The organism is Thermococcus aggregans (assembly GCF_024022995.1).
GTDB classification, from domain to species: domain Archaea; phylum Methanobacteriota_B; class Thermococci; order Thermococcales; family Thermococcaceae; genus Thermococcus_A; species Thermococcus_A aggregans.
Map to the genome: position 1 here is coordinate 850469 of NZ_CP099582.1, position 25453 is coordinate 875921.

26 protein-coding genes and 1 tRNA gene are annotated in these 25453 nt (G+C 44.2%); 15 read left to right on the plus strand and 12 right to left on the minus strand.

Annotated elements, in window-relative coordinates; translation table 11 throughout:
• The first annotated feature begins 57 nt into the window (after positions 1 to 57).
• On the plus strand, positions 58 to 1290 hold the full coding sequence (locus NF865_RS04855; protein WP_253305439.1) for a 2,3-bisphosphoglycerate-independent phosphoglycerate mutase: 1233 nt from the start codon (positions 58 to 60) through the stop codon (positions 1288 to 1290).
• A 55-nt stretch (positions 1291 to 1345) separates the two neighbouring features.
• On the opposite strand, the gene NF865_RS04860 is transcribed toward NF865_RS04855, so the two are convergent.
• Positions 1346 to 2101 carry a uracil-DNA glycosylase family protein gene (locus NF865_RS04860; protein ID WP_253305440.1) on the minus strand — a complete coding sequence of 252 codons (756 nt, stop codon included), beginning with the start codon at positions 2099 to 2101 and terminating at the stop codon, positions 1346 to 1348.
• A 30-nt stretch (positions 2102 to 2131) separates the two neighbouring features.
• Between NF865_RS04860 and NF865_RS04865 the strand changes: the two genes are divergently transcribed.
• Positions 2132 to 3307: a radical SAM protein gene (locus NF865_RS04865; protein WP_366513846.1), complete on the plus strand. Its 1176-nt coding sequence runs from the start codon at positions 2132 to 2134 to the stop codon at positions 3305 to 3307.
• Between the two features lie 45 nt (positions 3308 to 3352).
• Here the strand turns inward: NF865_RS04865 and NF865_RS04870 are convergent, their stop codons facing one another.
• The 3 genes from NF865_RS04870 to NF865_RS04880 form a co-directional block, all read right to left on the minus strand.
• The gene (locus tag NF865_RS04870; RefSeq protein ID WP_253305441.1) at positions 3353 to 3526 is read right to left on the minus strand and encodes a hypothetical protein; all 174 of its coding nucleotides are present in this window, start codon (positions 3524 to 3526) and stop codon (positions 3353 to 3355) included.
• A 75-nt stretch (positions 3527 to 3601) separates the two neighbouring features.
• Positions 3602 to 4612 carry an ABC transporter substrate-binding protein gene (locus tag NF865_RS04875; protein WP_253305442.1) on the minus strand — a complete coding sequence of 337 codons (1011 nt, stop codon included), beginning with the start codon at positions 4610 to 4612 and terminating at the stop codon, positions 3602 to 3604.
• A gap of 257 nt (positions 4613 to 4869) precedes the next feature.
• Positions 4870 to 5412, minus strand: coding sequence for a 50S ribosomal protein L16 (locus tag NF865_RS04880; RefSeq protein ID WP_253305443.1), 543 nt, complete (start codon positions 5410 to 5412; stop codon positions 4870 to 4872).
• Between the two features lie 147 nt (positions 5413 to 5559).
• On the opposite strand from NF865_RS04880, the gene NF865_RS04885 reads away from it, so the two are divergent.
• The gene (locus tag NF865_RS04885) at positions 5560 to 6705 is read left to right on the plus strand and encodes a pyridoxal-phosphate-dependent aminotransferase family protein (protein WP_253305444.1); all 1146 of its coding nucleotides are present in this window, start codon (positions 5560 to 5562) and stop codon (positions 6703 to 6705) included.
• Here the strand turns inward: NF865_RS04885 and NF865_RS04890 are convergent.
• Positions 6702 to 7295 (minus strand): ATPase, encoded by a 594-nt coding sequence (locus NF865_RS04890; protein WP_253305445.1) that lies wholly within the window; start codon positions 7293 to 7295, stop codon positions 6702 to 6704. The genes NF865_RS04885 and NF865_RS04890 overlap by 4 nt on opposite strands.
• A gap of 237 nt (positions 7296 to 7532) precedes the next feature.
• Here NF865_RS04890 and tuf point away from each other — a divergent pair, with 237 nt between their 5' ends.
• From tuf to NF865_RS04915, 5 genes are all read left to right on the plus strand, one after another.
• On the plus strand, positions 7533 to 8819 hold the full coding sequence (tuf, locus tag NF865_RS04895) for a translation elongation factor EF-1 subunit alpha (RefSeq protein ID WP_253305446.1): 1287 nt from the start codon (positions 7533 to 7535) through the stop codon (positions 8817 to 8819).
• A 70-nt stretch (positions 8820 to 8889) separates the two neighbouring features.
• The gene (gene rpsJ / locus NF865_RS04900) at positions 8890 to 9198 is read left to right on the plus strand and encodes a 30S ribosomal protein S10 (protein WP_253305447.1); all 309 of its coding nucleotides are present in this window, start codon (positions 8890 to 8892) and stop codon (positions 9196 to 9198) included.
• A 17-nt stretch (positions 9199 to 9215) separates the two neighbouring features.
• Positions 9216 to 9303: transfer RNA gene (locus NF865_RS04905), tRNA-Ser, on the plus strand.
• Between the two features lie 47 nt (positions 9304 to 9350).
• Positions 9351 to 9689 (plus strand): PqqD family protein, encoded by a 339-nt coding sequence (locus NF865_RS04910; RefSeq protein ID WP_253305557.1) that lies wholly within the window; start codon positions 9351 to 9353, stop codon positions 9687 to 9689.
• Positions 9673 to 10524, plus strand: a complete 852-nt coding sequence (locus NF865_RS04915) for a DMT family transporter (protein WP_253305448.1) — start codon at positions 9673 to 9675, stop codon at positions 10522 to 10524. Before NF865_RS04910 ends, NF865_RS04915 begins: the two co-directional genes overlap by 17 nt.
• Here the strand turns inward: NF865_RS04915 and NF865_RS04920 are convergent.
• On the minus strand, positions 10504 to 11568 hold the full coding sequence (locus NF865_RS04920; RefSeq protein WP_253305449.1) for a pyridoxal phosphate-dependent aminotransferase: 1065 nt from the start codon (positions 11566 to 11568) through the stop codon (positions 10504 to 10506). The genes NF865_RS04915 and NF865_RS04920 overlap by 21 nt on opposite strands.
• Positions 11552 to 12427: a 3-methyl-2-oxobutanoate hydroxymethyltransferase gene (panB, locus tag NF865_RS04925; protein ID WP_253305450.1), complete on the minus strand. Its 876-nt coding sequence runs from the start codon at positions 12425 to 12427 to the stop codon at positions 11552 to 11554. The genes NF865_RS04920 and panB overlap by 17 nt, the downstream gene beginning before the upstream one ends.
• A 57-nt stretch (positions 12428 to 12484) precedes the next feature.
• Between panB and NF865_RS04930 the strand changes: the two genes are divergently transcribed.
• The 4 genes from NF865_RS04930 to NF865_RS04945 are packed head-to-tail and all read left to right on the plus strand — an operon-like array spanning position 12485 to position 17173.
• Complete coding sequence (locus NF865_RS04930; protein ID WP_253305451.1) at positions 12485 to 12910, plus strand: archease; 426 nt, start codon at positions 12485 to 12487, stop codon at positions 12908 to 12910.
• A 9-nt stretch (positions 12911 to 12919) separates the two neighbouring features.
• Positions 12920 to 13834: a tRNA (cytosine(49)-C(5))-methyltransferase gene (locus NF865_RS04935; RefSeq protein ID WP_253305452.1), complete on the plus strand. Its 915-nt coding sequence runs from the start codon at positions 12920 to 12922 to the stop codon at positions 13832 to 13834.
• Positions 13831 to 14238, plus strand: a complete 408-nt coding sequence (locus NF865_RS04940; RefSeq protein ID WP_253305453.1) for a methyltransferase RsmF C-terminal domain-like protein — start codon at positions 13831 to 13833, stop codon at positions 14236 to 14238. The genes NF865_RS04935 and NF865_RS04940 overlap by 4 nt, the downstream gene beginning before the upstream one ends.
• Before the next feature lie 49 nt (positions 14239 to 14287).
• On the plus strand, positions 14288 to 17173 hold the full coding sequence (locus NF865_RS04945) for an intein-containing RtcB family protein (RefSeq protein WP_253305454.1): 2886 nt from the start codon (positions 14288 to 14290) through the stop codon (positions 17171 to 17173).
• A 31-nt stretch (positions 17174 to 17204) separates the two neighbouring features.
• Here NF865_RS04945 and NF865_RS04950 read toward each other — a convergent pair whose 3' ends face one another.
• From NF865_RS04950 to NF865_RS04965, 4 genes are read right to left on the minus strand one after another with little or no spacing between them, the layout of a single operon-like run.
• Entirely contained in the window at positions 17205 to 18188 is a 984-nt protein-coding gene (locus tag NF865_RS04950) for an ABC transporter permease (protein ID WP_253305455.1), read from the minus strand.
• A 4-nt stretch (positions 18189 to 18192) separates the two neighbouring features.
• Positions 18193 to 20379 carry a COG1470 family protein gene (locus NF865_RS04955; RefSeq protein ID WP_253305456.1) on the minus strand — a complete coding sequence of 729 codons (2187 nt, stop codon included), beginning with the start codon at positions 20377 to 20379 and terminating at the stop codon, positions 18193 to 18195.
• 1 nt (position 20380) lies between these two features.
• A complete protein-coding gene (locus NF865_RS04960) occupies positions 20381 to 21301 on the minus strand; it encodes an ABC transporter ATP-binding protein (protein WP_253305457.1) in 921 nt (306 codons plus the stop codon).
• A 26-nt stretch (positions 21302 to 21327) separates the two neighbouring features.
• A complete protein-coding gene (locus NF865_RS04965; RefSeq protein ID WP_436317666.1) occupies positions 21328 to 22299 on the minus strand; it encodes an ABC transporter permease in 972 nt (323 codons plus the stop codon).
• Between the two features lie 195 nt (positions 22300 to 22494).
• On the opposite strand from NF865_RS04965, the gene NF865_RS04970 reads away from it, so the two are divergent.
• The gene (locus tag NF865_RS04970) at positions 22495 to 22770 is read left to right on the plus strand and encodes a hypothetical protein (protein ID WP_253305458.1); all 276 of its coding nucleotides are present in this window, start codon (positions 22495 to 22497) and stop codon (positions 22768 to 22770) included.
• Positions 22771 to 22827: 57 nt separating this feature from the next.
• Here the strand turns inward: NF865_RS04970 and NF865_RS04975 are convergent, their stop codons facing one another.
• Positions 22828 to 23157 carry a YbjQ family protein gene (locus NF865_RS04975; protein ID WP_253305459.1) on the minus strand — a complete coding sequence of 110 codons (330 nt, stop codon included), beginning with the start codon at positions 23155 to 23157 and terminating at the stop codon, positions 22828 to 22830.
• Between the two features lie 87 nt (positions 23158 to 23244).
• Between NF865_RS04975 and moaC the strand changes: the two genes are divergently transcribed.
• Entirely contained in the window at positions 23245 to 23706 is a 462-nt protein-coding gene (gene moaC, locus NF865_RS04980) for a cyclic pyranopterin monophosphate synthase MoaC (protein ID WP_253305460.1), read from the plus strand.
• A 34-nt stretch (positions 23707 to 23740) separates the two neighbouring features.
• A complete protein-coding gene (locus NF865_RS04985) occupies positions 23741 to 25450 on the plus strand; it encodes a MutS-related protein (RefSeq protein WP_253305461.1) in 1710 nt (569 codons plus the stop codon).
• Positions 25451 to 25453 lie beyond the last annotated feature (3 nt).

A 25453-nucleotide genomic window follows, 5' to 3' on the forward strand; every position in this document is an offset into this window, starting at 1 on the left:
AAAGGTTTCTCATAAAGTTTTTAATTCTCCCTCTATATTCACCCTAGGTGATAGAGTATGAAAAGGAAAGGAATCTTAATAATTCTTGATGGGCTCGGGGACAGGCCGATAAAAGAACTTGGTGAAAAGACTCCCCTTGAATATGCAAACACTCCAAACATGGACAAACTTGCAAAGATTGGAATTCTTGGCCAACAAGATCCAATAGCTCCTGGAAAACCTGCTGGAAGTGATACCGCTCATCTGGCGATCTTCGGCTATGATCCATGCCAAACCTATAGAGGAAGAGGATTTTTTGAAGCCTTGGGCGTAGGATTGGACTTGGACGAAGACGACCTGGCTTTTAGAGTTAACTTTGCAACAATTGAGAACGGAATAATAACCGACAGAAGAGCTGGAAGGATAAGCACGGAAGAAGCTCACGAGCTTGCAAAAGCAATTCAAGAGAACGTTAAAATCCCCGTGGACTTCATCTTTGCTGGTGCCACAGGTCACAGAGCGGTTCTTGTACTTAAAGGCATGGCAAAGGGCTACAGAGTAGGAGAGAACGACCCCCACGAGGCTGGAAAGCCGCCACACAAATTCGAGTATTCCGATGAAGAGAGCAAAAAAGTCGCAGAAATTCTTGAGGAGTTCGTCAAAAAAGCGCATGAGGTTCTTGAGAAGCACCCAATTAACGAAAAGCGCAGAAAAGAAGGCAAGCCTGTAGCGAACTATCTCCTCATCAGAGGAGCCGGAACTTATCCAAACATCCCAATGAAGTTCACCGAAGAGTGGAAAGTTAAAGCCGCTGCGGTTGTTGCGACAGCTTTAGTTAAGGGAGTTGTGAGGGCGATAGGCTTTGATGTCTACACTCCCGAAGGCGCAACTGGAGAATACAATACAGACCCAATGGCTAAAGCCAAAAAAGCTGTTGAACTGCTTAAGGAGTATGACTTTGTGTTCCTCCACTTCAAGCCAACCGACGCTGCCGGCCACGACAACAACCCAATGAAAAAGGTGGAAATGATAGAGAAAGCCGATGAAATGATAGGTTACATAATGGAAAACATCGACCTCGAGAAAACGGTAATAGCCATTACTGGAGACCACTCAACGCCATGTGAGGTTAAGAACCACAGCGGCGATCCAGTTCCTCTATTGATTGCCGGTGGAGGAGTTAGGACAGACGACAGAGAAGCCTTCGGCGAAAGAGAGTGCATGCGCGGAGGAATCGGAAGAGTCAGAGGAAAACACATCGTGCCAATGATGATGGACTTAATGGGAAGAACAGAGAAGTTTGGAGCTTAGCTGTTTTCTTTCGGTTCTCTCTTTTCATCCTCCTACAGACAATCTCCAATAAGAATCAGAAAACTCCACCGTTAACCGATATGAATGCCTCTCTAACCCTCTTGTACTCCTCAATAATCTCCTCGTTTGGTTCTTTTACGCCTCTTCTCACGTACCAAGCTGGATGTTTAAGGTAAAGGGCTTCAAAACCGAGCTTTTTTAAAGCCTTGTGTGCGGTTCTGCCAACAGCAAAAAGTGCCTTGGGCTTGATAATGTCGAGCTCCCTTTCTAAAAGCTCCAACTCCTTTTTCCCAAATCCCCTCAGCTTATTTTCTGGCGGATTGCATTTAACGACGTTGGTGATGTACACAAAGTCAGGATTTATTCCAAGGGAGAAGAACGTTTTTCTAAGCAGCATCCCAGAGGCATCTCGGTAAAAACATATCCCCGTTAAGCCGCATCCTTTCCTCCCGGGGGCTTCTCCAACTAGAGCAACTTTTGACCCGGCCCAGCCGTTTGCAAATGGCAAACCTTCAAAGGCTTTTATTTTTAGCTGGTATTCGTAGCACTCCTCACTGCAGAACCTCAAAGGTTCTTTAAGGAATTCGTGATACAACCCCTCAAGCTCGCGGGCTATTTTCCCATCTTCTTCATTTTTAACCAAAAACCTTTCTTTTGGATTATAAATGGTTTTAGCATAAACTCCATAGGTTTTCTCGTCTAGGGAAAGAAAGTCTTTCCAGGTCTTCAGGATTAGAGGCATGGTCTTGAAGTTTCTTGGGTTTATGTAAACCTCCCCGATCTTTCTCAACTTTTCAAATTTCAGCAACATGCATATAAATTAAGCTCCGCATTTATATCAATGATGGTCAAGCTGGAATACTTTACAATAGGCACAAGCAGTCACGTGAGTGGTCTATGTCACAGTATAATCAGGGGAGAAGTCTTCACAACTTGCTTACTTGGATGTGCTTACTGCTATGCAAGGTGGTATAGAGGCCCTCACGGAAGTCCTAGACCTATTTTTGATATTCTTAGACTAATCAAAGCTTTGGGAAAACTCGTGGAAAAGAACATTCCGGCAACTCCGGTTAGGTTTTCGGCTCTAAGTGATCCATTTCAACCTCCAGCCAAAATAACGCTCAAAGCCCTTAAGCTGGCATACAAGCTCAAAGTCCCAGTGATTGTGAATACAAAGCTTTATCCCTCAGAAAAACACTTCAAAGTCCTTGAAGATTTGGCATCTGAAGGATTGTTGGTTCTTCAAGTCAGCATAACGGCAGAGAAAGGCGCTAAGGAAGTTAGAATTCTTGAACCTCTAGCAAGTCCAATTGAAGAAAGAATAAAGCTGGTAGAAAAGGCAAGTAATGCTGGAATCCCAACTGTAGTGAGGATCCAGCCCTTAATCCCTGGGTTGAGCGATAGGAATGTAGAAAACTTCCTAGATGAAATTGCCTGGGCTGGTGCTAGGATGGTTGTAATAGAGTTTCTCAGGATTGAAAAAGAGGCGTTTGAGTTTTATAAAAAGCTTTTTTCAAGCTATAGCGAGGTTTACAGCAAAGAGTGGGAATCATACCTGCCAAGAACATCGAATGAAGAAGCACCCCTTATCCAAGTTCCTCTTGAGTACAAACTCAAAACTGCGGAATTATTTGCGAGGGAATCCAAAAGGAGAAGCCTAGCATTTGCAACGTGCAAAGAAGGCCTCTTCAATTTCCACGAGCCTAAAACCATTGACTGCTGTGGAATGAGCTTTTTAGAGGTTGAGTGGACGAGGAGACCGACGCTGTGGGACTTATATCTAGAGGCTCACGAAAATGGAAAAGCGGGAGCCGAGGACTTATGGGAAAGATGCGAAAGAGAAGGGCTTTTGTGTGGTGAACGTTTGAAGCTGTACCCTTCTTGGTTTTCGAGGGATTTTAACGCCCATGAAAAGAGACTGAAAAGCATTTTAAAGAAGCCTGAGTTAGTTGAAAAACTCGCCCCAGCCCTAAAATACACCGGCGGGCACTACGTAATTAACGAAAAAATCAAATAATTCGGGCCCACCTGCGGCTTTGCATTGATTGGAGCGATTAAGATTTTAGTTTCTTCTAAATCTTGCTTCCCACCAGAGGAACAGAAAGAGGAATATAAAGATGATCGTGGTGTAGTAGCTAACTGTGAATGGAACTACTCCCGCTAGGCCCAAAGTATATAGAAAAGCCAGCACTATAACAACTGGAAGCAGCAATCTATACAATCTCTTTCTTTCCATCTTCTCACCGAGTGTAATAACTGCACCAATTTTTAAATATTCCGAGATTCAGGAAATAAAAAATAAATGACAAGACTAGCCAGAAGTTGCTTCACAGACCAATGGTTGGGCTTCGATGTTAAACGTGTCTGGGTGTAAAAATCCTGCAATTTCTTCCAGCCCCTCCACTATTCTCGGGCTTGGTCTTGAAACGATGTCATCACTGCTTAGGGTGTAAACTCTTCCATTTTTCACTGCATCTGTGCTGGCGAGGGGGCTATCGCATAAGCCGTCTGCCGTTATGCCTGCATTTGGAGGAAGTATTATTACCTCAGGATTTCTTGCAATAACTTCCTCAACACTAACTTGCGGCCATCCTTGGGCATCTTTAAATATGTTCTCCCCTCCTGCAAGAGCTATAAGCTCATCAATAAATGTTCCATTACCCGCGGTAATTAGCGGATCCCACCAGACGATGTACAGCACTCTGGGCTTCTCTTTGTTCTCTACCTTTTCTTGGATGCTACTTATCTTTTCTTTCATCTCCATTATTGTTTTTTGAGCCTGATCCTCTCTGTTGGTAACATTTCCCAAGAGCTCGACTGCTTCATAAATCTCCTCTATACTCTGGGGCTCTACTATAAGAACCGGAGCTATCTTTTCCAGCTGATCTATGTATTTAAGGTGATATTTGAGCCCAATTATAAGATCAGGATTTAAAGAGGCAATTATTTCAATATTCGGCTCCATGTCACCTACAATTGTTCTCCCTTCTTGTACATTATCTGGATAGTTGTCCCATTTTGTAATCCCGACGACCTTATCAAGGGCGCCTATGAAGTAGAGGGTTTCCGTTATGCTTGGGGCCAAGGAGATAATCCTCTGTGGTTCTTTCTCTATTGTAACTTCTCTTCCAGCGAAATCAACGACCTTTAGAGGATAACGAGAGTGGGGTTGGGTTTCACTAAGTGTAGTCGGTGTGGTTGTGGGGGTAGCTTTCTCTTCGACGCTTTCCGTTGTAGTTGGCGTGAGTTGAGTTTGCCCGATGCATCCAGCGACAATAACACCAAACACTAGCAATGCTAACAGGATGCCCATCTTTCTCATACCCTCTCACCTGGATAATTTGTCCAGCAATAATAAACGGGGAGGGTATATAAACCTTTGGATAATTTGTCCAAAGTGATACTTGGGATTGTGAGATATGGGGAATGCTAAAGCAGATTTAATGCTGAGAACAAGTTGCCACAGGCGGAGAGTAAAAACAGACGGGATAACTATTTGATAAGAAATCAAACTTGAGAATGCTTGTTATTGGCAAATACTCCATAAAAGAGGTAGAAGGAAAATTCAAAATATTTACTTCAGAGTGTTGAGAGAACCTTGGTTGTAACGTCGTTTCCTTCCTTATCGTAGATTCTGTAGTAGCACTTGCATGGGAACTTCATGCTTGCCCTTTTCATTGCAGCGAGGGCAAACTTAAGGTGCTGTCTGTTAACTCTAACAGTGAGGATTTTTTGATCCTTCTTAAGCCTTGCAGCCAGTCCAATTGGCTTTCCAAAGGGTCTCCTCATACCGTTTCCGTAACGGTCTGCTTTTCTTCCAGTAGCCATTGGGTTTTCCCTGAGCACTTGGAATGGGTAAACTCTAATCTTGAAGTGGAAGTTGCTTCTACCAACGTTCTTGGTAAGGAATCTGTTGAGCTGTGTTCTTGCAGCCTCAAGAGCGTTTTGTCTGATCTGAACTGGTTCAGCAGTGTGGAGGCTAACCTCAAATTCGAAATCTCCAGCAGGGTTTCCCATATCGAAGATGGTAATTCTCGGCCCAGGTGCACCTCTAATGTATTCCCTTCTTGTGTAAGCAGGTTTGTCAACGTATCTGTCAATCTTGGCTGGTCTCAGAGCCATACCTCTCACCTCCCAAATGAGCGTAATCTAAAGGTAAGCACTTTCCCCAGCTTATAAAAGTTTTGGATTTTTGACTTGAAAGCTTTTTGGTGATGAATATATAAAGGTTTTTATAACCAATGAGCTATCATTCAACTGGGTGGTACTATGCAGTTCGAGGATGCATATAAGGAAGTTTATGAAATAGTAAAGCCAAGATACAAACTTTTCACAGCCGGGCCAGTTGCCTGTTTTCCAGAAGTTCTTGAAATAATGAAGGTTCAGATGTTCAGCCATAGATCAAAGGAATACAAACAAATGCACGTTGATACAGTCGAAAGGCTCAAAAAATTCCTTGAAGTTGAGAAGGGAGAAGTTCTCCTCTTCCCAAGCTCCGGAACTGGAGTAATGGAAGCAAGCATTAGAAACGGAGTCAGCAAAGGTGGAAAAGTTCTTGTAACAATAATAGGAGCTTTCGGAAAGAGGTACAAGCAGGTTGTTGAAACCAACGGAAGGAAAGCCGTAACACTTGAATATGAACCCGGAAAGGCCGTAAAGCCTGAGGATCTCGACGAAGCATTGAAGAAAAACCCCGATGTTGAGGCTGTAACGATAACCTACAACGAAACCTCCACAGGTGTTCTTAACCCACTTCCTGAGCTGGCCAAGGTAGCAAAAGAACACGACAAGCTTGTTTTTGTTGATGCCGTAAGTGCAATGGGAGGAGCAGATATAAAGTTCACCAAGTGGGGACTTGACGTTGTCTTTGGAAGCTCCCAAAAAGCCTTTGGTGTCCCACCGGGATTGGCCATTGGTGCTTTCAGTGAGGAGTTTATTGAAATAGCCAATAAGATGGAAGAGAGAGGCTGGTACTTTGACATTTCAAGGTACATAAAAGTCCAAAAGGAGAAGCAAGGGCCGCCTTCAACTCCAGCAATGCCTCAAGAGTTCGGCTTAAACGTTGTGCTCAGAATAATTGAGAAGATGGGCGGAAAAGAAAAGTGGCTCGACATGTACAAGAAGAGAAGCGAAATGATAAGAAACGGCGTAAGGGAAATTGGCTTAGAGATTCTTGCAGAGCCAGGATACGAGAGCCCAACAATAACTGCAGTGCTAACTCCAGAGGGCATTAAGGGTGACCAAGTCTACAACGCAATGCGCGAAAGAGGCTTCGAGCTTGCCAAGGGATACGGTGAAGGAATAAAGGAGAAGACCTTCAGAATTGGAAACATGGGTTACATGACCTTTGAAGACATTGAAGAGATGCTCCAGAACCTGAAAGAAGTAATAGAAGAATTAAAAGCAAAAGTCTAAGCAATTTTCTCCAGCTCTATTTTTCCTTCTTTTTGAACAACTCTGTATATCGCGTTCACCCTTCTGAGGCTGCTCGTCATGTCCCTGTAAAGCTCAATAATGAGTTCAAACCTTGCAAGAACGTCATCGTTTATTCCAAGCCAGTGCTTTATCTCATCGATTAGGTCTCTCGAAAGGACGAGCGAGGATATTACGAATGGATAGTCGTCAATTATCTTATCAAGCAAGTACGGGACGTCAATCGTGTGGAGCGTATCTATAACAACGTAATCTGGGTCGAGTTTTCTAATTTCATCTATGACCTCTTTGGTTCTGCTTTTGGTGCTCTTTTCGTTGAATTCGGTGTTTATTACATGGATGTTCTTTTTAAAGGGCTTGAACTCTCCGTAAGCAGTGACAACGGCTATCTTCCAGTCCTCGGGAATAAGGTGCATCATAGCTTCGATCAGCTTTGTTTTACCCGCCCTACTCGCTCCAACTACGAGCATGTCTTCCTTCCTTAATAGGGACTCCTTAATAACTTCCAGCTGGTGTTCACTTATAGTCCCGTATCTCAGAAGATCTTCTGGTGTAAAGATATACACGCCCATTTTTGCTCACCAAAATATATTTGGAGGTTGGAGGTTATTAAATTGTTTGTGGATTGCCTCGGTTGAGCATAAATGGGTTTAGTTAATTTTTTAAACCCTAGCTTTTATCCCAACATGAACTCATGAGGCTCTCTCAAAAAATGCGGGTTTCCCGCGTGAGAGAGCTGAGGTTTAGAGAAACCTTTAAAAACCCACCTTGATGAATAGACTTAGGTATAACTTTGGAGGTGTGTTAAGATGGCAAAGGAGAAGCCACACGTTAATATAGTGTTTATCGGACACGTAGACCACGGAAAGAGTACAACAATCGGTAGATTGCTCTTCGACACCCAAAACATCCCAGAGCAGATCATCAAGAAGTTCGAGGAAATGGGTGAAAAGGGTAAGTCATTCAAGTTCGCTTGGGTCATGGACAGACTCAAGGAAGAGAGAGAAAGAGGTATTACAATTGACGTTGCCCACACCAAGTTCGAGACTCCACACAGGTACATTACCATTATCGACGCTCCAGGTCACAGAGACTTCGTTAAGAACATGATTACAGGTGCCAGCCAGGCTGACGCTGCAGTTCTCGTCGTCGCCGCCACAGACGGTGTCATGCCACAGACAAAGGAGCACGCATTCCTTGCAAGAACACTCGGTATCAACCACATAATCGTTGCAATTAACAAGATGGACATGGTCAACTACGACGAGAAGAGATTCAAGGAAGTTGCGGCTCAAGTCGAGAAGCTTCTCAAGATGCTCGGCTACAAGAACTTCCCAATCATCCCAATCAGCGCTTGGGAAGGCGACAACGTAGTTAAGAAGAGCGACAAGATGCCCTGGTACAACGGCCCAACACTCTTCGAGGCTCTTGACCAGATCCCAGAGCCAGAGAAGCCAGTTGACAAGCCACTCAGAATCCCAATCCAGGATGTTTACTCAATTAAGGGTGTCGGTACAGTCCCAGTCGGTAGAGTTGAAACCGGAAGACTTAGGGTTGGAGACGTAGTCATCTTCGAGCCAGCATCAACAATCTTCCACAAGCCAATACAAGGTGAAGTTAAGAGCATTGAGATGCACCACGAGCCACTTGAGGAAGCTCTCCCAGGTGACAACATTGGTTTCAACGTCAGAGGTGTTAGCAAGAACGACATAAAGAGAGGTGACGTTGCTGGACACACAACCAACCCACCAACAGTCGTCAGACCAAAGGACACCTTCAAGGCCCAGATCATCGTTCTCAACCACCCAACAGCTATTACAATTGGTTACACACCAGTCCTCCACGCTCACACCACACAGGTTGCAGTTAGATTCGAGCAACTCTTAGCCAAGCTCGACCCAAGAACAGGTAACATCGTTGAAGAGAACCCACAATTCATCAAGACCGGTGACTCAGCTATCGTTGTCCTCAGACCAACCAAGCCAATGGTCATCGAGCCAGTCAAGGAGATACCACAGCTCGGTAGATTCGCTATCAGAGACATGGGTCAAACAGTCGCAGCAGGTATGGTTATATCCATCCAGAAGGGCGAGTGAAGACCCTTCTTTAGTATTTTCCCTTTAAATTATTACTTTATTTCCGCCAGAGCATAAAGAGGTGGCAAGAATGCAAAAAGCAAGAATTAAGCTCGCGAGCACAAACATAAGTGCTCTTAATGATGTTACAGACCAGATCAAGCAAATTGCAGAGAGAACAGGAGTCAGAATGAGCGGCCCAATCCCACTTCCAACTAAGAGGATAAGGATAACAACAAGGAAGAGCCCAGATGGAGAGGGAAGTGCAACTTTTGATAGATTTGAACTTAGAGTTCACAAGAGGCTCATAGACATCGAAGCCGATGAGAGGGCCATGAGACAAATCATGAGAATTCGCGTTCCTGAAGATGTGACAATCGAAATTGAGCTCATCTCATGACTCTCATTATTTTTAGCGCCGGGGTAGCCTAGCCTGGGAAGGCGCGGGCCTGGAGAGCCCGTGGGCGTCAAGCCCGCCAGGGTTCAAATCCCTGCCCCGGCGCCAACACCCTTATAAACTTCTTCTTCTCATCTCCTTTGGTGAATAAAGCAATGGAGGACTACCTCAAGCTTATCCCCAAGAGAAATGATGAAATTGAATTAAAGAAAATTGAAGGCAAATACTATCTCTTAATCCCCATGAAATCCAAACTGGACTTTCTAGCAAGAAAGCTTCATGAAGATTACAGAAGGATAGAACTCGACGAGATAAGTGTCTTTGTATGGGAACTTTGTGACGGCACAAGAACAATAGAACAAATAGGGAAAAAACTAAAGGAGAAATTTGGAGAAAGTGTTGAACCTCTCTACGAAAGGCTCATAACATTTATTCTCGAGTTGTACAAGAGAAACCTTATACTTCTGGGTGGATGGGATGAACAAAGAGACTGAAGGGACCCTTTTAGCCCTTCTTGGTATGCTTCTTTACGGACTGGAACCGGTGGTAATTAAGGCAAACCCTGCAAATCCAATGAGCTTTGCGGCGTTTTCTGCACTCATAGCATCTTTAATACTCTGGCCAATCGTTTTACTCACCTCCAGCTGGAGAGAAGCAAAAGAAAATCCCCAATACATCCCAAAGGCGTTTTTAGTAGGGGTATTTGGCACTGCACTGGCTTATATATCCTACTCCTATGGGGCTCAACTAAGCACCGCAATAAACGCCTCTCTCATAACAAGAGCGGAAGTTCTCTTCTCATTTGTCCTCGCGTATATTTTCCTGAAGGAGAAGATAACCAAAGAGCAACTCTTCTGGTCATTCTCAATCCTTACTGGGTTATTTCTGGTAATAACGCAGGGAAGAACAATAATTCCGAGGAAAGGAGATTTCCTTCTCTTACTAGTTCCTCTATTCTGGCAGAGCGGGCATGTGATAGCAAAAAAACTTCCATACAGCCCGTTTCTTATAGCAGCTTTTAGAAATACCTTTGGGGGCTTCCTGCTCTTTTTGCTTGCACTTCCATTCGGACTTGAGTTCTCAAAGATTGCCATAGCCGAGGGCATAATACTCTCCTTTGGCCAAGTGATATGGTACCTCGCAATAAAGCGAATAAACCTCTCAAAGGCAACAGCTATAATAACTCCTGCACCGGCTGTTGCTATAGGGATTGCAATTCTCATGGGGGAGAAGTTTACCCTTTATCATCTCGCAGGGTTCATTCTCATAACTCTTGGAACCTTCATGGTCAGCAGAATTAAAAGCGAATTAAAAGAGCCTGCTCAATAGCTCCTCTGCCTTTTCTGGAACCCTAAGGCGCACGTAAGAATCGTCCAAAGGTTTGAAGACTGAGCCTCTCACAGTCAATATTTTCTTTTGAAGGAAATAGTGATAAGTATCCCCGGAGCCCCACAGAAGCATTATTGGAGTCTGCATGTGAGTTTCGGCTATTTGAAATTCTTTCTTAAGAGCATTGATAATTTTCTTTTTTATGAGAGCTATCCGTTTTCTGCTTTCATTTAGAAATTTTTCATCGTTAAGTGCTTCAACCGCCAAGATCTCTCCAATCTTGCTTATTGGAAATGGCAAATCAACCTTTCTATAAAGCTCTCTGAGATCCTGGTCTTTTATAACGGCGTAGCCTACCCTCATGGATGCCAATCCAAAGCCCTTCGAAAAAGAGCGTATAACTATCAGATTGTCGTAATCAAGGTTTATCGCTGACTCTTCTTTTTCAATAAAGCCCCCATAGGCTTCATCTACCAGAACCAAGACCTCTTTTCTCTCGGCCTCTTGAACAATTTCCTCAACTTCTCTGAGCCTTAACGCCTGTCCAGTGGGATTGTGGGGATTATCAAGGTAAAAAAGAGAATAATCCGAATTAAGAGCATTTACGACTTCACCAACATCAATTTTAAATCTGTTTTCTTTTTGTAGGGGGACCGCTTCATAAAACCCTCCCATAGCAAGTACATCGCTTATATACCTTGTATATTGCGGAGAAACTCCCAGAACTTTGTAGCCTTGAGTTATAACAAACTTGTTCACCTTTTCAAAGCATCCAATGCTTCCAGCGCCGAAGAAAATGCTCTCCTTATCTATGTCCCAGTAATCGGCGAGAGCATTTCTGAGATGACTATATCTCACATCCGGATATGCAGAGAGATCTATATCCAAGTTTTTCAGCTTTTCTTTTACCTTTTCGGAGGTTCCAAATGGATTTGTACCAAGGGAGCAGTCAAGGAATCCTGACCCAGTTTCAATTTTGTCTGCATAACCTCCGGGCACTTCGAGAGTGAAAAGTTCTCCACGGACTTTAAAGCTCTTCTTCACTAACCTCCTCTCCCAATAGACGCTCTATAACTTTTCTTCTCTTCTTTTCAAACTCTTCCTTATCGAGGAACTCCCAATAATGTTCCCTGCCTGGGAATTTGCCCTCTTTGACTTCACTCCTATAGACCTCAAGCGCCTGCTGAATTATGCTCCTTAAATTCGCATATTTCTTTACAAAGGGCGGTACATGCTCATAAATTCCGAGAAGGTCGTGCCACACCAAAACCTGACCGTCTACATGAGGGCCGGAACCAATCCCTATTGTTGGTATTTTGACTTCCTCAGTTACCAACTTAGCAACATCCGCCAGAACAAACTCCAAAACGATTGCAAAGGCTCCCGCCTTTTCCAATGCCTTTGCGTCCCTAAGTATCTCTTCTATCTCTTCCTCGGTCTCCCCTACTATGCGGTATCCACCCAAGCGAAGGTATCTTTGAGGAGTCAAGCCAGTATGTCCCATGACAGGTATTCCTGCTCTAACGAGCTTTTTAACGAGCTTCCTGTGGTCATAGCCTCCTTCAATTTTCACTGCATTAGCACCAGCCTGAATCAACCGAGCAGCGTTTCTCATACCCTCTTCTACGGTTACTTCATAACTCATAAATGGCATGTCAGCCAGAACGAGCCCCCTTTTAACGGCCTTTGCAACTGCCCTCGTGTGATATACCATCTGTTCCATTGTTACGTTGAGAGTGTTTTGTTCACCATAAACTACCATACCAAGAGAATCTCCAACAAAAATAATGTCGATCTTAGCTTTATCTGCCAGAAGAGCTGATGGATAATCATATGCAGTGACCATTGTGATTTTTTCCTTTCCTTTCATTTCCATAATCTTCTTTGGTGTTATCTCTCTCATGGCAAATCCCCTAAAGCCTAATAAACTTGGAAGAATATTAACCTATCGGGTGAGAGAATGAAGAGGTGGGAGCACTTTGAACACACTGCGGATATTGGGATAAGAGGGTACGGTGATACTCTTGAAGAGGCTTTTGAAGCTGTTGCAATAGCACTTTTTGATGTGATGGTTGACGTAAGAAAAGTGGAAAAGAAAGAAGTGAGAGAAATCGAGGTCGAGGGAGAAGACCTATATTCTTTACTTTACAACTTCCTTGAAGAACTCCTAATTCTTCATGACACAGAAGGGCTCGTATTTGTAGACTTTGACGTCAAGATAGAGAAAACCGATAAGGGATACAAGTTGAAAGCAAAGGCCTACGGAGAGAAACTAAGCGAAAAACACGAACCAAAAGAGGAAGTCAAAGCTATAACCTACCATGAAATGGAGATAAAACAGCTCCCCAATGGAGAATGGATGGCACAGCTTGTTCCGGATATCTGAGGTGGTTAAATGGAAGAGGTCTCCAAGATAAACAAGGCATTCTACGAGAGATACCAAAGACTGGACGACGGAAAAGAGTTCTGGGAGTTCATGATGGCACCTTTAAGGCAGAGCATAAGAATCAACACTTTAAAAGCTCCCTTAGAATACGTCAAGGCAAGATTAGAGGAGAGGTATGAGCTCGAACCAATCCCTTGGGTAAAGGAAGGCTTCTTTATCAATACAAGGGACTTTGGGGAGATGATAGAATACGCCCTTGGGTTGGTTTTCCCCCAAGAAGCCTCATCGATGATACCGCCTGTGGTTTTGGAACCCAAACCGGGAGAACTTGTCCTCGACATGGCAGCTGCTCCAGGAGCTAAAACAACCCAAATAGCACAGTATATGGAGAATGAAGGGTGCATAATAGCGAATGATTTAAAAAGATGGCGGGCTAATATTTTAATAGCAAACCTAAACCGATTTGGAGTGCTTAACACAGAGGTTACCGTCAAAGATGGCACGTACTTTTCACGATTCGAAAATACATTCGACAAAATACTTCTCGATGCACCCTGCTCAAGTGTGGGAATGATAAGAAAGAGCTTCAAATTCCTAAGGGACTGGAGCATGAAGAAAGTTATACGGTATTCCAACATTCAGAAAAAGTTGATAATCGCCGCCTACAAAGCCCTAAAGCCCGGTGGGACTTTGGTATATTCCACCTGTACCATAGACCCCCTCGAAAACGAAGAAGTCGTTGACTATCTCCTAACCAAAACCGACGCCAAACTGGGGAAAATCAAGCTGCCTCTAAAGTCAACGCCACCTGTTTTGGAGTTTGAAGGAAGGAAGTACTCCGAGGAGGTGAGAAAGTGTCTTCGCATTCATCCACAGGACAACAACACGGAAGCATTCTTTGTAGCGAAGATAAGGAAGCCATGAGCAAAAAAGTTAAAGAAATGCTGTTAGGGCAGTACGGCTACGCCCCAGAAGATTTAATTTTTGAGGTAAAAAGAAGCAGAAGAGTTTATGCCTATAAGCCATGTGAATTTGACCCAAAAACTCGCACAGATAGAGGGGTCTATTTTGGAAAAATTGAAAGTGATGGAATAAGATTAACAATAGAAGGAAGCTTCTTGGTCGGCCCAAAAGCTACGAAAAATGTTGTTGAAGTTTGTGAAGAAGAAGCAAAACGTTGGCTAAGCGGAGAAGACCTGAACATCCCAACTGAAGCGAGAGGATGGGTAATACTAAAATGGGGACTCTACTACCTTGGCTGCGGAAAAGCAAAAGACGGTATTATCAAAAATTATGTGCCAAAAGAAAGGAGAATAAGCCTCGAATAACGCAATCTTTTAAAATTTTGAAAAATATTTAGGTTATGGGGGTGAGGGGATGCAAATCCCATTAAAAAGAATAGACAAAATTAGGTGGGAAATCCCAAAGTTCGATAAGAGAATGAGAGTCCCAGGAAGAGTTTATGCAGATGATGTGCTAATCCAAAAAATGAGAGAAGATAGAACCTTGGAGCAGGCAGCCAATGTTGCCATGCTGCCAGGAATCTATAAGTATTCTATTGTCATGCCTGATGGTCACCAAGGTTATGGTTTCCCAATTGGCGGCGTAGCGGCTTTTGACGTGAAAGAAGGTGTCATAAGCCCCGGAGGCGTCGGATATGACGTGAACTGCCTTGCCCCTGGCTCAAAACTCCTCACGGAGCACGGATACTGGGTTAGAGTCGAGGAAATGCCCGAGAAGTTCAAGCTCCAAGGTGTTAGGGTCTACGACATTGATGAGGGACACAACGATTTCTCCGAAGTGGCCTTCGTTGCCGAGAGAGAAGTAGAGGAGAACGAGCTCGCGGTCAGAATCATCACCGAATCTGGGAGGGTCATCGAGGGTAGCGAGGACCATCCTGTTTTAACTCCGCAGGGCTACGTCTACCTCGGCAACATTCGAGAGGGCGACGAGGTTCTGGTCTATCCCTTCGAGGGCGTCGAGTTCGAGGAGAGAAGGGGCGTTCTCCTGAGCGAGGAGGACTTTGAGGGCGAAGACGAGCAGGTAGTGAAGTTCCTGAAGGAAAGAAAGCTCTTGCCCCTCCGCTGGGAAGACCCGAGGATAGGAACCCTCGCGAGAATCCTCGGCTTTGCTTTCGGCGACGGCCACCTCGGTGAGATGGACGGCAGGCTCTACCTGAGCTTCTACGGAAAGGAGAAAACGCTGAGGGAGCTCAAGAAAGACCTTGAAAGGCTAGGCGTAAACTCCAACCTCTACGTGCGAGAGAGAGACTACCGCATTGAAACGGTGAGCGGTGAGTACGAGGGCAGAAGCGTCTCGGCAGAGCTGAGGGTCACCTCAAGGAGCTTCGCCCTGCTCATGGAGAAGCTCGGGATGCCGAGGGGCAGAAAGGCTGAGAAGGCATACGGCGTCCCAGAGTGGGTCAAAAGGGCTCCACTCTGGGTGAAGCGGAACTTCCTTGCAGGACTCTTCGCGGCGGACGGAAGCATCGTAGAGTTCAAAGGTAACACCCCACTGCCGATAAACCTCACTCAATCAAAAGCTGAGGAACTTGAGGAGAACCTCAAAGCTTTCATGGACGAGATAGCGGAACTCCTGGCGGAGTTTGGTATTAAGACGACGGTTTACAGGGTGAAGTCAAAGAAGGGCGTTACCTACAGGCTCGCCCTAGTCGGGGAGGAGAGCATCAAGAACTTCCTCGGAAGAATAAACTACGAGTACGACATTGAGAAGAAAAGCAAAGGCTTAATCGCCTACGCTTACCTGAAGTTCAAGGAGTGCGTTAAGGAAGCGAGGAAGAAAGCCGCCAAGACCGCAAGAGAAGTTTACATGGAGACGGGAAGCGTGACAAAGGGACACAAGGCCGTCAAAGATATTGTAAACAAACGTTTCGTCGAAAGGACCATTTACGAAGGGAACAGAGAACCGCGCGTTCCGAAGGACTTCCCGACCTTTGAGGAGTTCGCAAGGAAAAATGGCTATGAAGGTGGCTTTGTCGCCGAGCGTGTCATCAGGATCGAGAGAGTTAAACCGAGCTATGAAAGGTTCTACGACATCGGCGTTTACCACAGTGCCCACAATTTCATAGCCAATGGGGTAGTTGTCCACAACTGTGGTGTCCGCCTTATCCGCACAAACTTAACGGAGAATGAAGTTAGACCAAAAATCAAACAGCTCGTGGACACTCTCTTCAAGAACGTTCCAAGTGGACTTGGAAGCAAAGGAAGGATTAGGCTCCACTGGACTCAGCTTGATGACGTCTTGGCAGATGGTGCCAAATGGGCTGTTGACAACGGCTACGGCTGGAAAGAAGATTTAGAGCACTTAGAAGAAAACGGGAGAATGGAAGGTGCGAATCCAGATGCAGTAAGCCAAAAAGCAAAGCAAAGAGGGGCTCCACAATTGGGATCTTTAGGAAGTGGAAACCACTTCTTGGAGGTACAGGTGGTTGATAAAATCTTTAATGAGCAAATTGCCAAGGTATATGGCCTATTCGAAGGACAAGTTGTGGTTATGGTGCATACAGGTTCGAGAGGCCTTGGGCACCAGGTGGCAAGCGACTACTTGAGGATTATGGAAAAAGCTAACAGAAAATACAACGTACCATGGCCTGACAGAGAACTCGTAAGCGTTCCATTCCAAACGGAAGAAGGTCAAAGATACTTCAGTGCAATGAAAGCTGCAGCAAACTTCGCATGGGCCAACAGGCAGATGATTACTCATTGGGTAAGGGAAAGCTTTGAAGAGGTCTTCAGACAAAAAGCCGAGGACTTGGAGATGAGCGTTATTTACGACGTTGCCCACAACATAGCCAAAGTTGAAGAGCACGAGGTTGATGGAAAGAAAGTCACGGTTGTAGTACACAGAAAAGGTGCCACAAGGGCATTCCCAGCAGGACATGAAGCAGTGCCCAGAGCCTACCGCGATGTTGGCCAACCAGTTCTCATTCCCGGTTCGATGGGTACGGCAAGCTACGTGCTTGCTGGCGCTGAGGGGTCGATGAAAGAAACCTTTGGTAGCACATGCCACGGTGCTGGAAGAGTTTTGAGCAGACATGCAGCAACGAGACGGTTTAGAGGAGACAAACTTAGAAACGAGCTCATGCAGAAGGGAATCTACATCAGGGCAGCAAGCATGAGAGTTGTAGCAGAGGAAGCTCCAGGAGCTTACAAGAACGTCGACAACGTTGTTAACGTTGTGCATGAAGCGGGAATAGCGACCCTAGTAGCAAGGATGAGGCCTATCGGAGTTGCAAAAGGTTGAATTTGGTCCTCACATTCTCAATCTCTTCTATTTATTTTAAGTCGCTTGTCATGAACTTCATGTAGGCTATGCTAAAAGGCAGTAAAAGCTGTACAATCATCATGGCAAGGCTGTTTATAGTCAATGGTAGGGATTCGCTTAAGGGCAAATAATTCCGAGCAAGTCTCTCGCCCGCAAAAGCCCCCATTATTAGTTGTGTATAATGGTGAGCTGGAGTTATAAAGTAGAGCCTTCTTTTCCATATCTCCAGTTTGTATTTCCACTCTTCCGCCGCTGGGCATGAAAAGTCATCAACTCCAATTTGCTGAAGCCCTTGGGGTGTTTGAACTGGTTTCACTCTTAGCGAGCAATAGGGCATGTCACCAGCCATTTTATATGCTGCCTCGTTAACGATAACTGGATATGCTATTGTAAAAAATACGGTTAGGATTACCGCGAGGAACATTGCAGTTTCTGCCTTCTTTAAAAGCGTGGAGAGGAGAATTCCAAGACTTAAGAAGGTAAGCATGTAAATAAGCGTGTAAATTGACGCCAAAAGGGCTCTTACTATCGAAGCACCATCTATGGGAACTCCAATTATGAGGAGGTATCCTATCGAGAAGGTATAGCCAATAAAAACCACTACCACTAATGCAAATCCGTTTCCGATAAATTTGCCGTTTATCACTTGATCCCTATAAACTGGATGGCTCAGGAGCACTTTTATCGTCCCCTCTTCTATCTCTCGATTTAGGGAATCAGCCCCCAGAATTGCGCCAATGAGTGCCCCAAAAACCGTGAGCACCATTAGGTTTGTGGTTATGGACATTGAGACTGGGGTCATCGCAACTTCGCCCCTAACACCATACACCTCCAGACTCTCAACGCTTATCCTGCCAGCTTGATTTATCATCTGGTCTTTTGAAGCGTGGCTGATAAGGAATATTAAGAGGATGTAAAAGATAAGAAGGCCTACGAAACGCTTGCTCCTCACTGCCACGTAGAACTCCTTGAATGCTATGTTCAACTCCTTCATAACGCTACCTCCTTCCTATGCGCCTCATCATTAAGATAAGTCCCCCAAATGCCGCGATTAGGATTAGTATTCCAATGTAAGCAGAGCTTGAGCTCTGTGTTACCCTAACAGCAATTTGAGTACTAACTTGCGCTTGGTCTCCTTTTCCAGTAATGGTTATTTGATACGTTCCAGCAGGGGCTGTTTCTGGGACTTTTATCGTAATGGCCAGACGTTCTCTTATTTCCCTTGGTTGTGTTGCCATGTTGCCTTCCCCAGAATAGGGCGATTTGAGTTCTGGAATCACTTGGGGGGCAACTTTAACGTCCCACCCTTTGGGAGCGCTTATTTCAAATTTTATGTTCGTTATTGAAGCGGTTCCAGCGTTTTCAAGAGAGACATAAGTGACTCCTTCTTTACCTGCCTTAACGCTCAGGGCAGGGGTTTCGGGATACATCTCGAATCTGTATTCCCCGATAAGCTTTACTACGAGGCCTATCTTTTTCTGCAGCCCGGAAGAGCTTTTGACGGCAATCGTTAGGTTATATTCCCCCGGCTGGGCGTTGAAAGGTGGGATTAATTTTAGAGCAACCTCCTTTGATTCCCCTGAATTGAGTTTTATACTTCTCACGGGACTTTCCGCATAGTAAAATTCAGCTGACCATTCCTTTGGAATGTCTAAAAGAGAAAGCCGGTACGTGTCCTCATTTTTTCCTAAATTCTTTACATTTAGCTTATAGACCCCTACCGATCCAGTGTTGACGGCTACTGTATCGCCGCTTCCCTCAAGCTCAAAATAATAAGGAAGCTTCGTTAGAGTTATCTCGAGAGTCTTTTCTTCCCCATCTTCAAGCGTGATATCTTTCTCAGCTTTTTCATAGCCTTCTTTTTCTACAGTAGCTGTATATATGCCGGGCTTAAGCTCTATTGTAGCTTTTCCATAGCTGTCAGTGAAGAAGGTTTTATTTCCAATGTGAATCTTCGCTTTTTGTAAAAAGCCACCCTCTTCATCCTTAACGTTTACGTGCAGTTTTGCGGGTTCTCCTTTGTGAGTTTTGTAAACAAAAACGCTTATGCTCTTTTCTATTCCATTTATTGAGAACCTTACCTGATGTTCGCCAAGCTCAGCACTCCTCGGAACTTCCACAAAAAGGACGACTTGTTCCTCTCCCTCTAAGAAAAATGACCTAACCCTCTGATTGTTCATAATGAAGTATGCATTCCAATCCATGGGCTTCTCTTTTACACTCACCTCTACAGTACCTTCTCCCCTAAGGGTTATCGGAAAAGCAACTTTTTGGCCAGCTTCACTTTCTATGGTAAGGAGCGGAATAATCACGTCAATACTATCCTCTTTAACCACGTTGAGACTTATCTCTTCGACCTCTTCACCAACCGCAAAGCGAACGCTCTTTGTCCCACTAACATCTTCTGGAACCTCCATAAGAAGGTCTAGAGTCACAGAGTCCCTAGGGGCTAAGAAAATCTCGTTGATCTCATACCTCCCGCCTTCATCAAGGATTTTAACTTCCCATCCCGCGGGCTTTGAGATGACCCTCAACTGCAGCTTCAAACCTTCATTACCGTTGTTCTTAACCTCTACGGGAATTTGAATCTGCTCACCAGCTTTTACTTTCAACCCCGTAAACGGACAATACACCTCATAATCTTTTCTCGCTTCCTTCCTTACCTCCGTATCAGCATGATAAACCTTCAAAATTCCTCTAACGTATTCTAACGCAAGATTACCATATATCCTAGTGGAATTCGTCTTTACCTCTATTTCCTCTCCGTTTATGTTCAGCAGCACGCTTTCATCACTCGCTTCAATTACCTCCAGAGAGTATCCAGCAATTTCAAAAGAAGCCCCTTCTTTAGGGCTGAACTCTTTCATTAAAGGGGGTTTATACTGTAGAGCTACAAAAATATCTCCATTTTCGACATCATAGCTTCCAAGAATAAGCCTTATGCTGCCAACTTCGGTGAAATTTCCTTGCCTTGCAATTTTCCTGATTTCATCATTTTCGTAGATTATAGCGTATGGCTTCATTTCCCTCTTTTCCAAGGTCACCTTTATCTGATACTCCCCCACAATCAGAGTTTCTCCGATTTTCACTCTCCCCTCAAACACCGTTATCCACGGCTGAGCGTTTGTGTAAGGAAAGCTTGAAAGCAAAAATAGAAAAACTACGAGAAAAGCCGTCTTTTTCATTTCAGTCCCTCCTCTTGTAAACAGTCCTTAAGAAAACATCCTCCAAACTGGGCTCTTCAACTTCAAGGCTTACAATAGTTGCTCCCTTCTTTGCAAGAAGCTCCGATAGCTGTTCCCTTATGTCTTCTTTCGCAAATATGATGGCCTTATTCTCACTCAACTTTTCTATCCTTATAGCTTCGGGCAGCTCGATTTGCGGAAGCTTCTGCTTTGTCTCGACCTTTATCGCATATCCCTCAAGCTCCATAAACCCCTTCCTTATTTCTTCTAGTGTCCCCAATGCTCTGAGCTTCCCTTTGACTATTATGCCCACCCTATCGCTGAGCTCTTCCACCTCGCTAAGTATGTGGGATGAGAAAAACACTGTCTTTCCTTTTTTGCGTTCTTCCCTAACGATGCTCTTTACGAGATAAGCCCCCTCGGGATCGAGGCCACTCGTAGGTTCATCAAGGATTAAAACTTCTGGGTCATTTATCAATGCTTGAGCAAGTAAGAGGCGCTGTTTCATGCCCTTCGAGAAGGTTTTAACTTTTCTGTATCTTACCTCCCACAGTCCAACGAGCTTTAAAAGTTCCTCAATGCGTTTTTCTTTTTCTGATTTGGAAAAGCTGTAAAAGTTGGCAAAGAACTCCAGGTTTCTCCATGCGGTTAGCTCTTCATAAAGGGTTGCATTCTCCGGCAAGAAACCAATCTTCTCCTTGACTTTTATCGGTTCCCTGAAAACATCGCTTCCAAGTATTCTCACGGTCCCCTTATCAGGGATTATAAGCCCAAGCATGCTCAAGATAGTAGTCGTTTTTCCAGCACCATTCGGCCCTAAAAATCCAAAGATTTCCCCACTGTTAACTTCAAAGCTCAATTTATCAACTGCCTTGAAGTTATTGTAGCTTTTGGTCAAATTCTCAACTTCTATGGCCTTCATACTACCACCCCCTCGCTTTGAGTCAACTATCTAATCTCCATCCTGGCAAATTTTGTATATGACACGGAGAAGGGAAAAATGGCGAGTATAACCAGTATCAGAACGTTTTCCCAAACCATGCCTAAACTCTCGGCTATGCTTCGTTCCTCGACCACGTTGCTTTCGTAAGCTAATGAAGAAACCACCTCATTTATTTGGGGTTTTCCACCAAAGAGTATCCTAATGATTTCTCCATAATGGTAATTTGGAGAGAAATAGAGTATTTTCTCAGTAGTTGCCACTATTTCACTCAACCACTGCTGGTAAGCCGGATCTTTGATAATAATCTCTTCAAGTTGCTCCTCAGTTAGGTTTGCTGCGTTTTCAGGAAGATTGGGAATAGGGGGAAGCCCAACGATAGCAAATGCCACTACACCAGCAATTGCTGAAAGCAAAAAGCTGAAGAATATAAACACAAAAACCGCCATCACAGTAGCGTTTTTAGATTTACCTATGAAGGTTGACATCAGAAGCCCCAAGCTTAGAAAGCCAACTCCATAGAGCAAGCTGAAAGGAAACGTCACCAAAAACATTGACAAATCTTTTTTAGTAATCGGGACACCCAAAACTAGCGCAAATGCCACTGTTATTACATAGAACAGCACCAAGGATAAGCCGAGAGTTAGAACTCCCCCTAAAAGCTTCCCAAGGAGTATCTGATCCCTGTACACTGGCTTTGAGACCATAACCTTTAAGGTTCCCCTTTCTTTCTCCCCACTTATTGCGGTAGCCCCCAAAAGAACACCCATCAAGGATATTGAGTAATTGAAGGCATTGGAAAAGCCCGAAAGGAAAAACATTTGGAAGGGCGTTTTATATAAATCCGCACTTACTCCAAGTTTCTTTGAACTGTATATCATCCCCAGAGAGAGCACCACAAAGAGTGCCACCATTATCTGGAATTTTCTTGTTCTAACATTGACTTCGAAATCTTTCACCGCAACGTTCACAGCCTTCACATTCATCACCAGTTCTTGAATAACAATTGATCCGTTTAAAATAATTACTCTTATGTGTAGTTGCAGCATTAAAACAAATCATGATTGCAGAAGAAAATTTTAAGTGGTGGTTAGATATTCATAAGAGGAAGGACTCGGAGTGACAAAAGTGGAAAAAACAGCTGTCTTTAGCTTGTCTCTAATTTTTCCTTGGGGGTGCTAGCTGCAACTTACGTGAATATCAAAAGAATAATTGTTAGGCCCTTACTTCTCGCCGTTATAGCCTCCGGAATCGCAGGAAGTCTCCTAGTTGCGTTCAGCTCGTCCTCCATAGAGCATGGAACTTTTGCGGTATTCCTTGGGATACTATTATGGGGGCACAAGGATCTGATGTTCGATAAATCCAACTTAATGAACAAGATATTGGCTCTGCTGTCTGTATTGAACTTCATCCTATTTGTTCTCGTGCTGTTAAGTTCTGCAAAATTTTAGTGAAAGAAAAGCTCGTGCAGCAATCATACCATCAAAGAAAAGGAAAAACAAAAAGATTCACTCTTTTTCCAATATCACGGCAGTACCATAGGCGAAAATCTCTGCTGCCCCGGAGGCAACTGCTGAAGTCATAAACCTAACTCCAATGATGCCGTTGGCTCCCATTTCCTTTGCATGCTGAATCATCCTCTGGAGTGCTACCTCCCTAGCCTCCGCAAGCATCTCGGTATATTCCTTAACTTCTCCACCTGCAATGTTTCTTAAACCGGCCAGTATATCTTTTCCTAAGTGTTTTGCCCTAACAGTTGCTCCCCTTGCGATTCCAAGGACTTTAACTACTCTATATCCCGGAACATTCTCAGTTGTAGAAAGAAGAAATTCTTCCATTTTCATCACCCAAATACTTCGAACTTCGAGGTAATTTTATATTCTAAAGCTTAAATACTTTTCTGGAATAATAAGAGGGGTGAAAAAATGGAACTAACACATGTAGATGAAAAAGGCGTGAAGATGATCGAAATAGGACACAAGGACGTAGTTTTCAGAAAAGCCGTTGCAAAGGGTAGGATAAGACTAAAACCCGAGACAATAAAACTTATTCGAGAAGGAAAGACAAAAAAAGGCAATGTAATTGCCACCGCACAGATAGCCGGCATCTTGGCAGTAAAAAGAACCTGGGAGCTAATCCCCCTCTGCCACCCGATACCGCTTACAGGCGTTGACATTTCATTTGAATTTGGGGAGGATTACATTGAAGCAACATGTGAAGTGAGGGCTTATTACAAAACCGGCGTTGAGATGGAAGCGCTAACTGGCGTCACTGTTGCTCTTCTCACGATATGGGACATGGTCAAAGCTGTGGAAAAAGATGAAAAAGGGCAATATCCCTTCACGAGGATTGAGGATATTAAGGTAGTTGAGAAATTAAAAGAGTAGGATTTATAAAACCTAAAGAGGGGTTCAGTAAGAGATGAAGCTCAACAGTGAAGCAAAGGAAATTTACAAGAATATAAGAAATGAGATAAAAAAGAGAATCCAGCTCAGAGAGAGCTTGGCATATGTTGACAGATTTTCACCAACAAGCAACAGAGAGGAAATACTAAGGAGACAGAGGTATTTGAAGGAAACTCTTCCGAAAATTGAACCAGAACTCAAGTACATTCTCTCAAAAATAAAGCCCATAAGATTTAGAAAAGACTACCTCCACGACAGGCTTCTTGTGGTTAGCGAAGAAGAGCTTGAGAAAGCAAAAGCCCTTGGTATTTGCGACGTCTCTCTAGAGCCCGAAGAAGGTTACGACTTAATACTAAGCACGACTGGTTATGGGCTGGACGTAGAGCTTTCTATCAGCGAGATAGCCCCAGAGCTTTACATAATGCCCCTGTGGGAAAACCAAGAAACTCTCAAAGCCTTGGCTGAGATAGGAAAGCTTTTGGGCGCTTCTTCTGTTGCAGAGGACATTTTAAGGGAACTGAAAAAGTTTGAAGGAGTCGCAAAAAGGAGAGAGCTCATAGATAACCTTGATGAGATAATCCGGAGAGAAGAGCAGAGGCTAAATTCAAAAATCGAAGAAAAACTAAAAGAGTTCAGCTTAACCCTGAGCGGAAAGGAGCTCTTAGAATTCTTAAAGGAACTAAAGGAAGGAAACTATCAGGCAATATTCACACATTTTTCACAGGTTGAGAATGAAATCCTGGAGGAAATACGAAAAAGCGAGGAACGTTTGGCTGAATTACTTAACGTTGATGCAGAGGTATTCTCAAGGGAAAATCTGTATCCAGTGGAGGTTTCTGGGGAAGTTATTGAATTTCTGAGGGCAGAGCTTGAAAAAGAAACGAAAGTCGAGAGCTATTTAATAAGCCGGGAAATTTTGAGAAAGATAAGGCATCTGCTTCCGAGGCTCAAAGAAGAGCTCCAGAGGGCTTACGAGCTGGAATTTCTGAGGGCTGTAAAGGAGTTTACCGAAGGCTTTGTCTTTCCAGAGATTAGCACCGGTGGAATTGGCTTCATAAAAGGAAGGCATTTGTTTATAGAGAATCCCCAGCCAGTCAGCTACGTTGTTGGGGATATTGTGAACCTTGACGGCACGAAAGGAGAAAGAATTGTCATTCTTACAGGAGCAAACAGCGGTGGTAAAACTTCCCTGCTTGAGCTTATCGCCCAAATAGCCATCCTCGCCCATATGGGCCTTCCCGTCCCAGCAGAAAAAGCTTGGGTTGAGCCTCTGGATGAGCTGTTCTTCTTTAAGAGAAAGCGCTCTTCCTACGGAGCCGGAGCCTTTGAAACCGCTTTAAAATCCTTTGCCCGTTCCCTCACAAAAGAGGGCAAAAAGCTGATCCTCATAGACGAGTTTGAGGCAATAACAGAGCCAGGTGCTGCTGTAAAGATAATTGGAGAGCTCCTGAAGATAGCATACGAGAAGGGCTTTTATGTTGTGGTTGTCTCGCACCTGGGGGAGGACTTAAGAAGGGAGCTCCCATTCGCGAGAGTTGACGGGATAGAGGCTCAAGGACTAGATGAGAACCTCAACTTAATAGTAGACAGACAGCCCAAGTTTGGAAAACTTGGAAAAAGCACTCCAGAGCTTATTGTGGAGAGGCTTGCAAAGAAAAAGCGCGGAAAGGAGAAAGAAATTTTTGAGAGAGTCTTAAATAGATTTAAGGGACAATGCCACAGCTAAAGT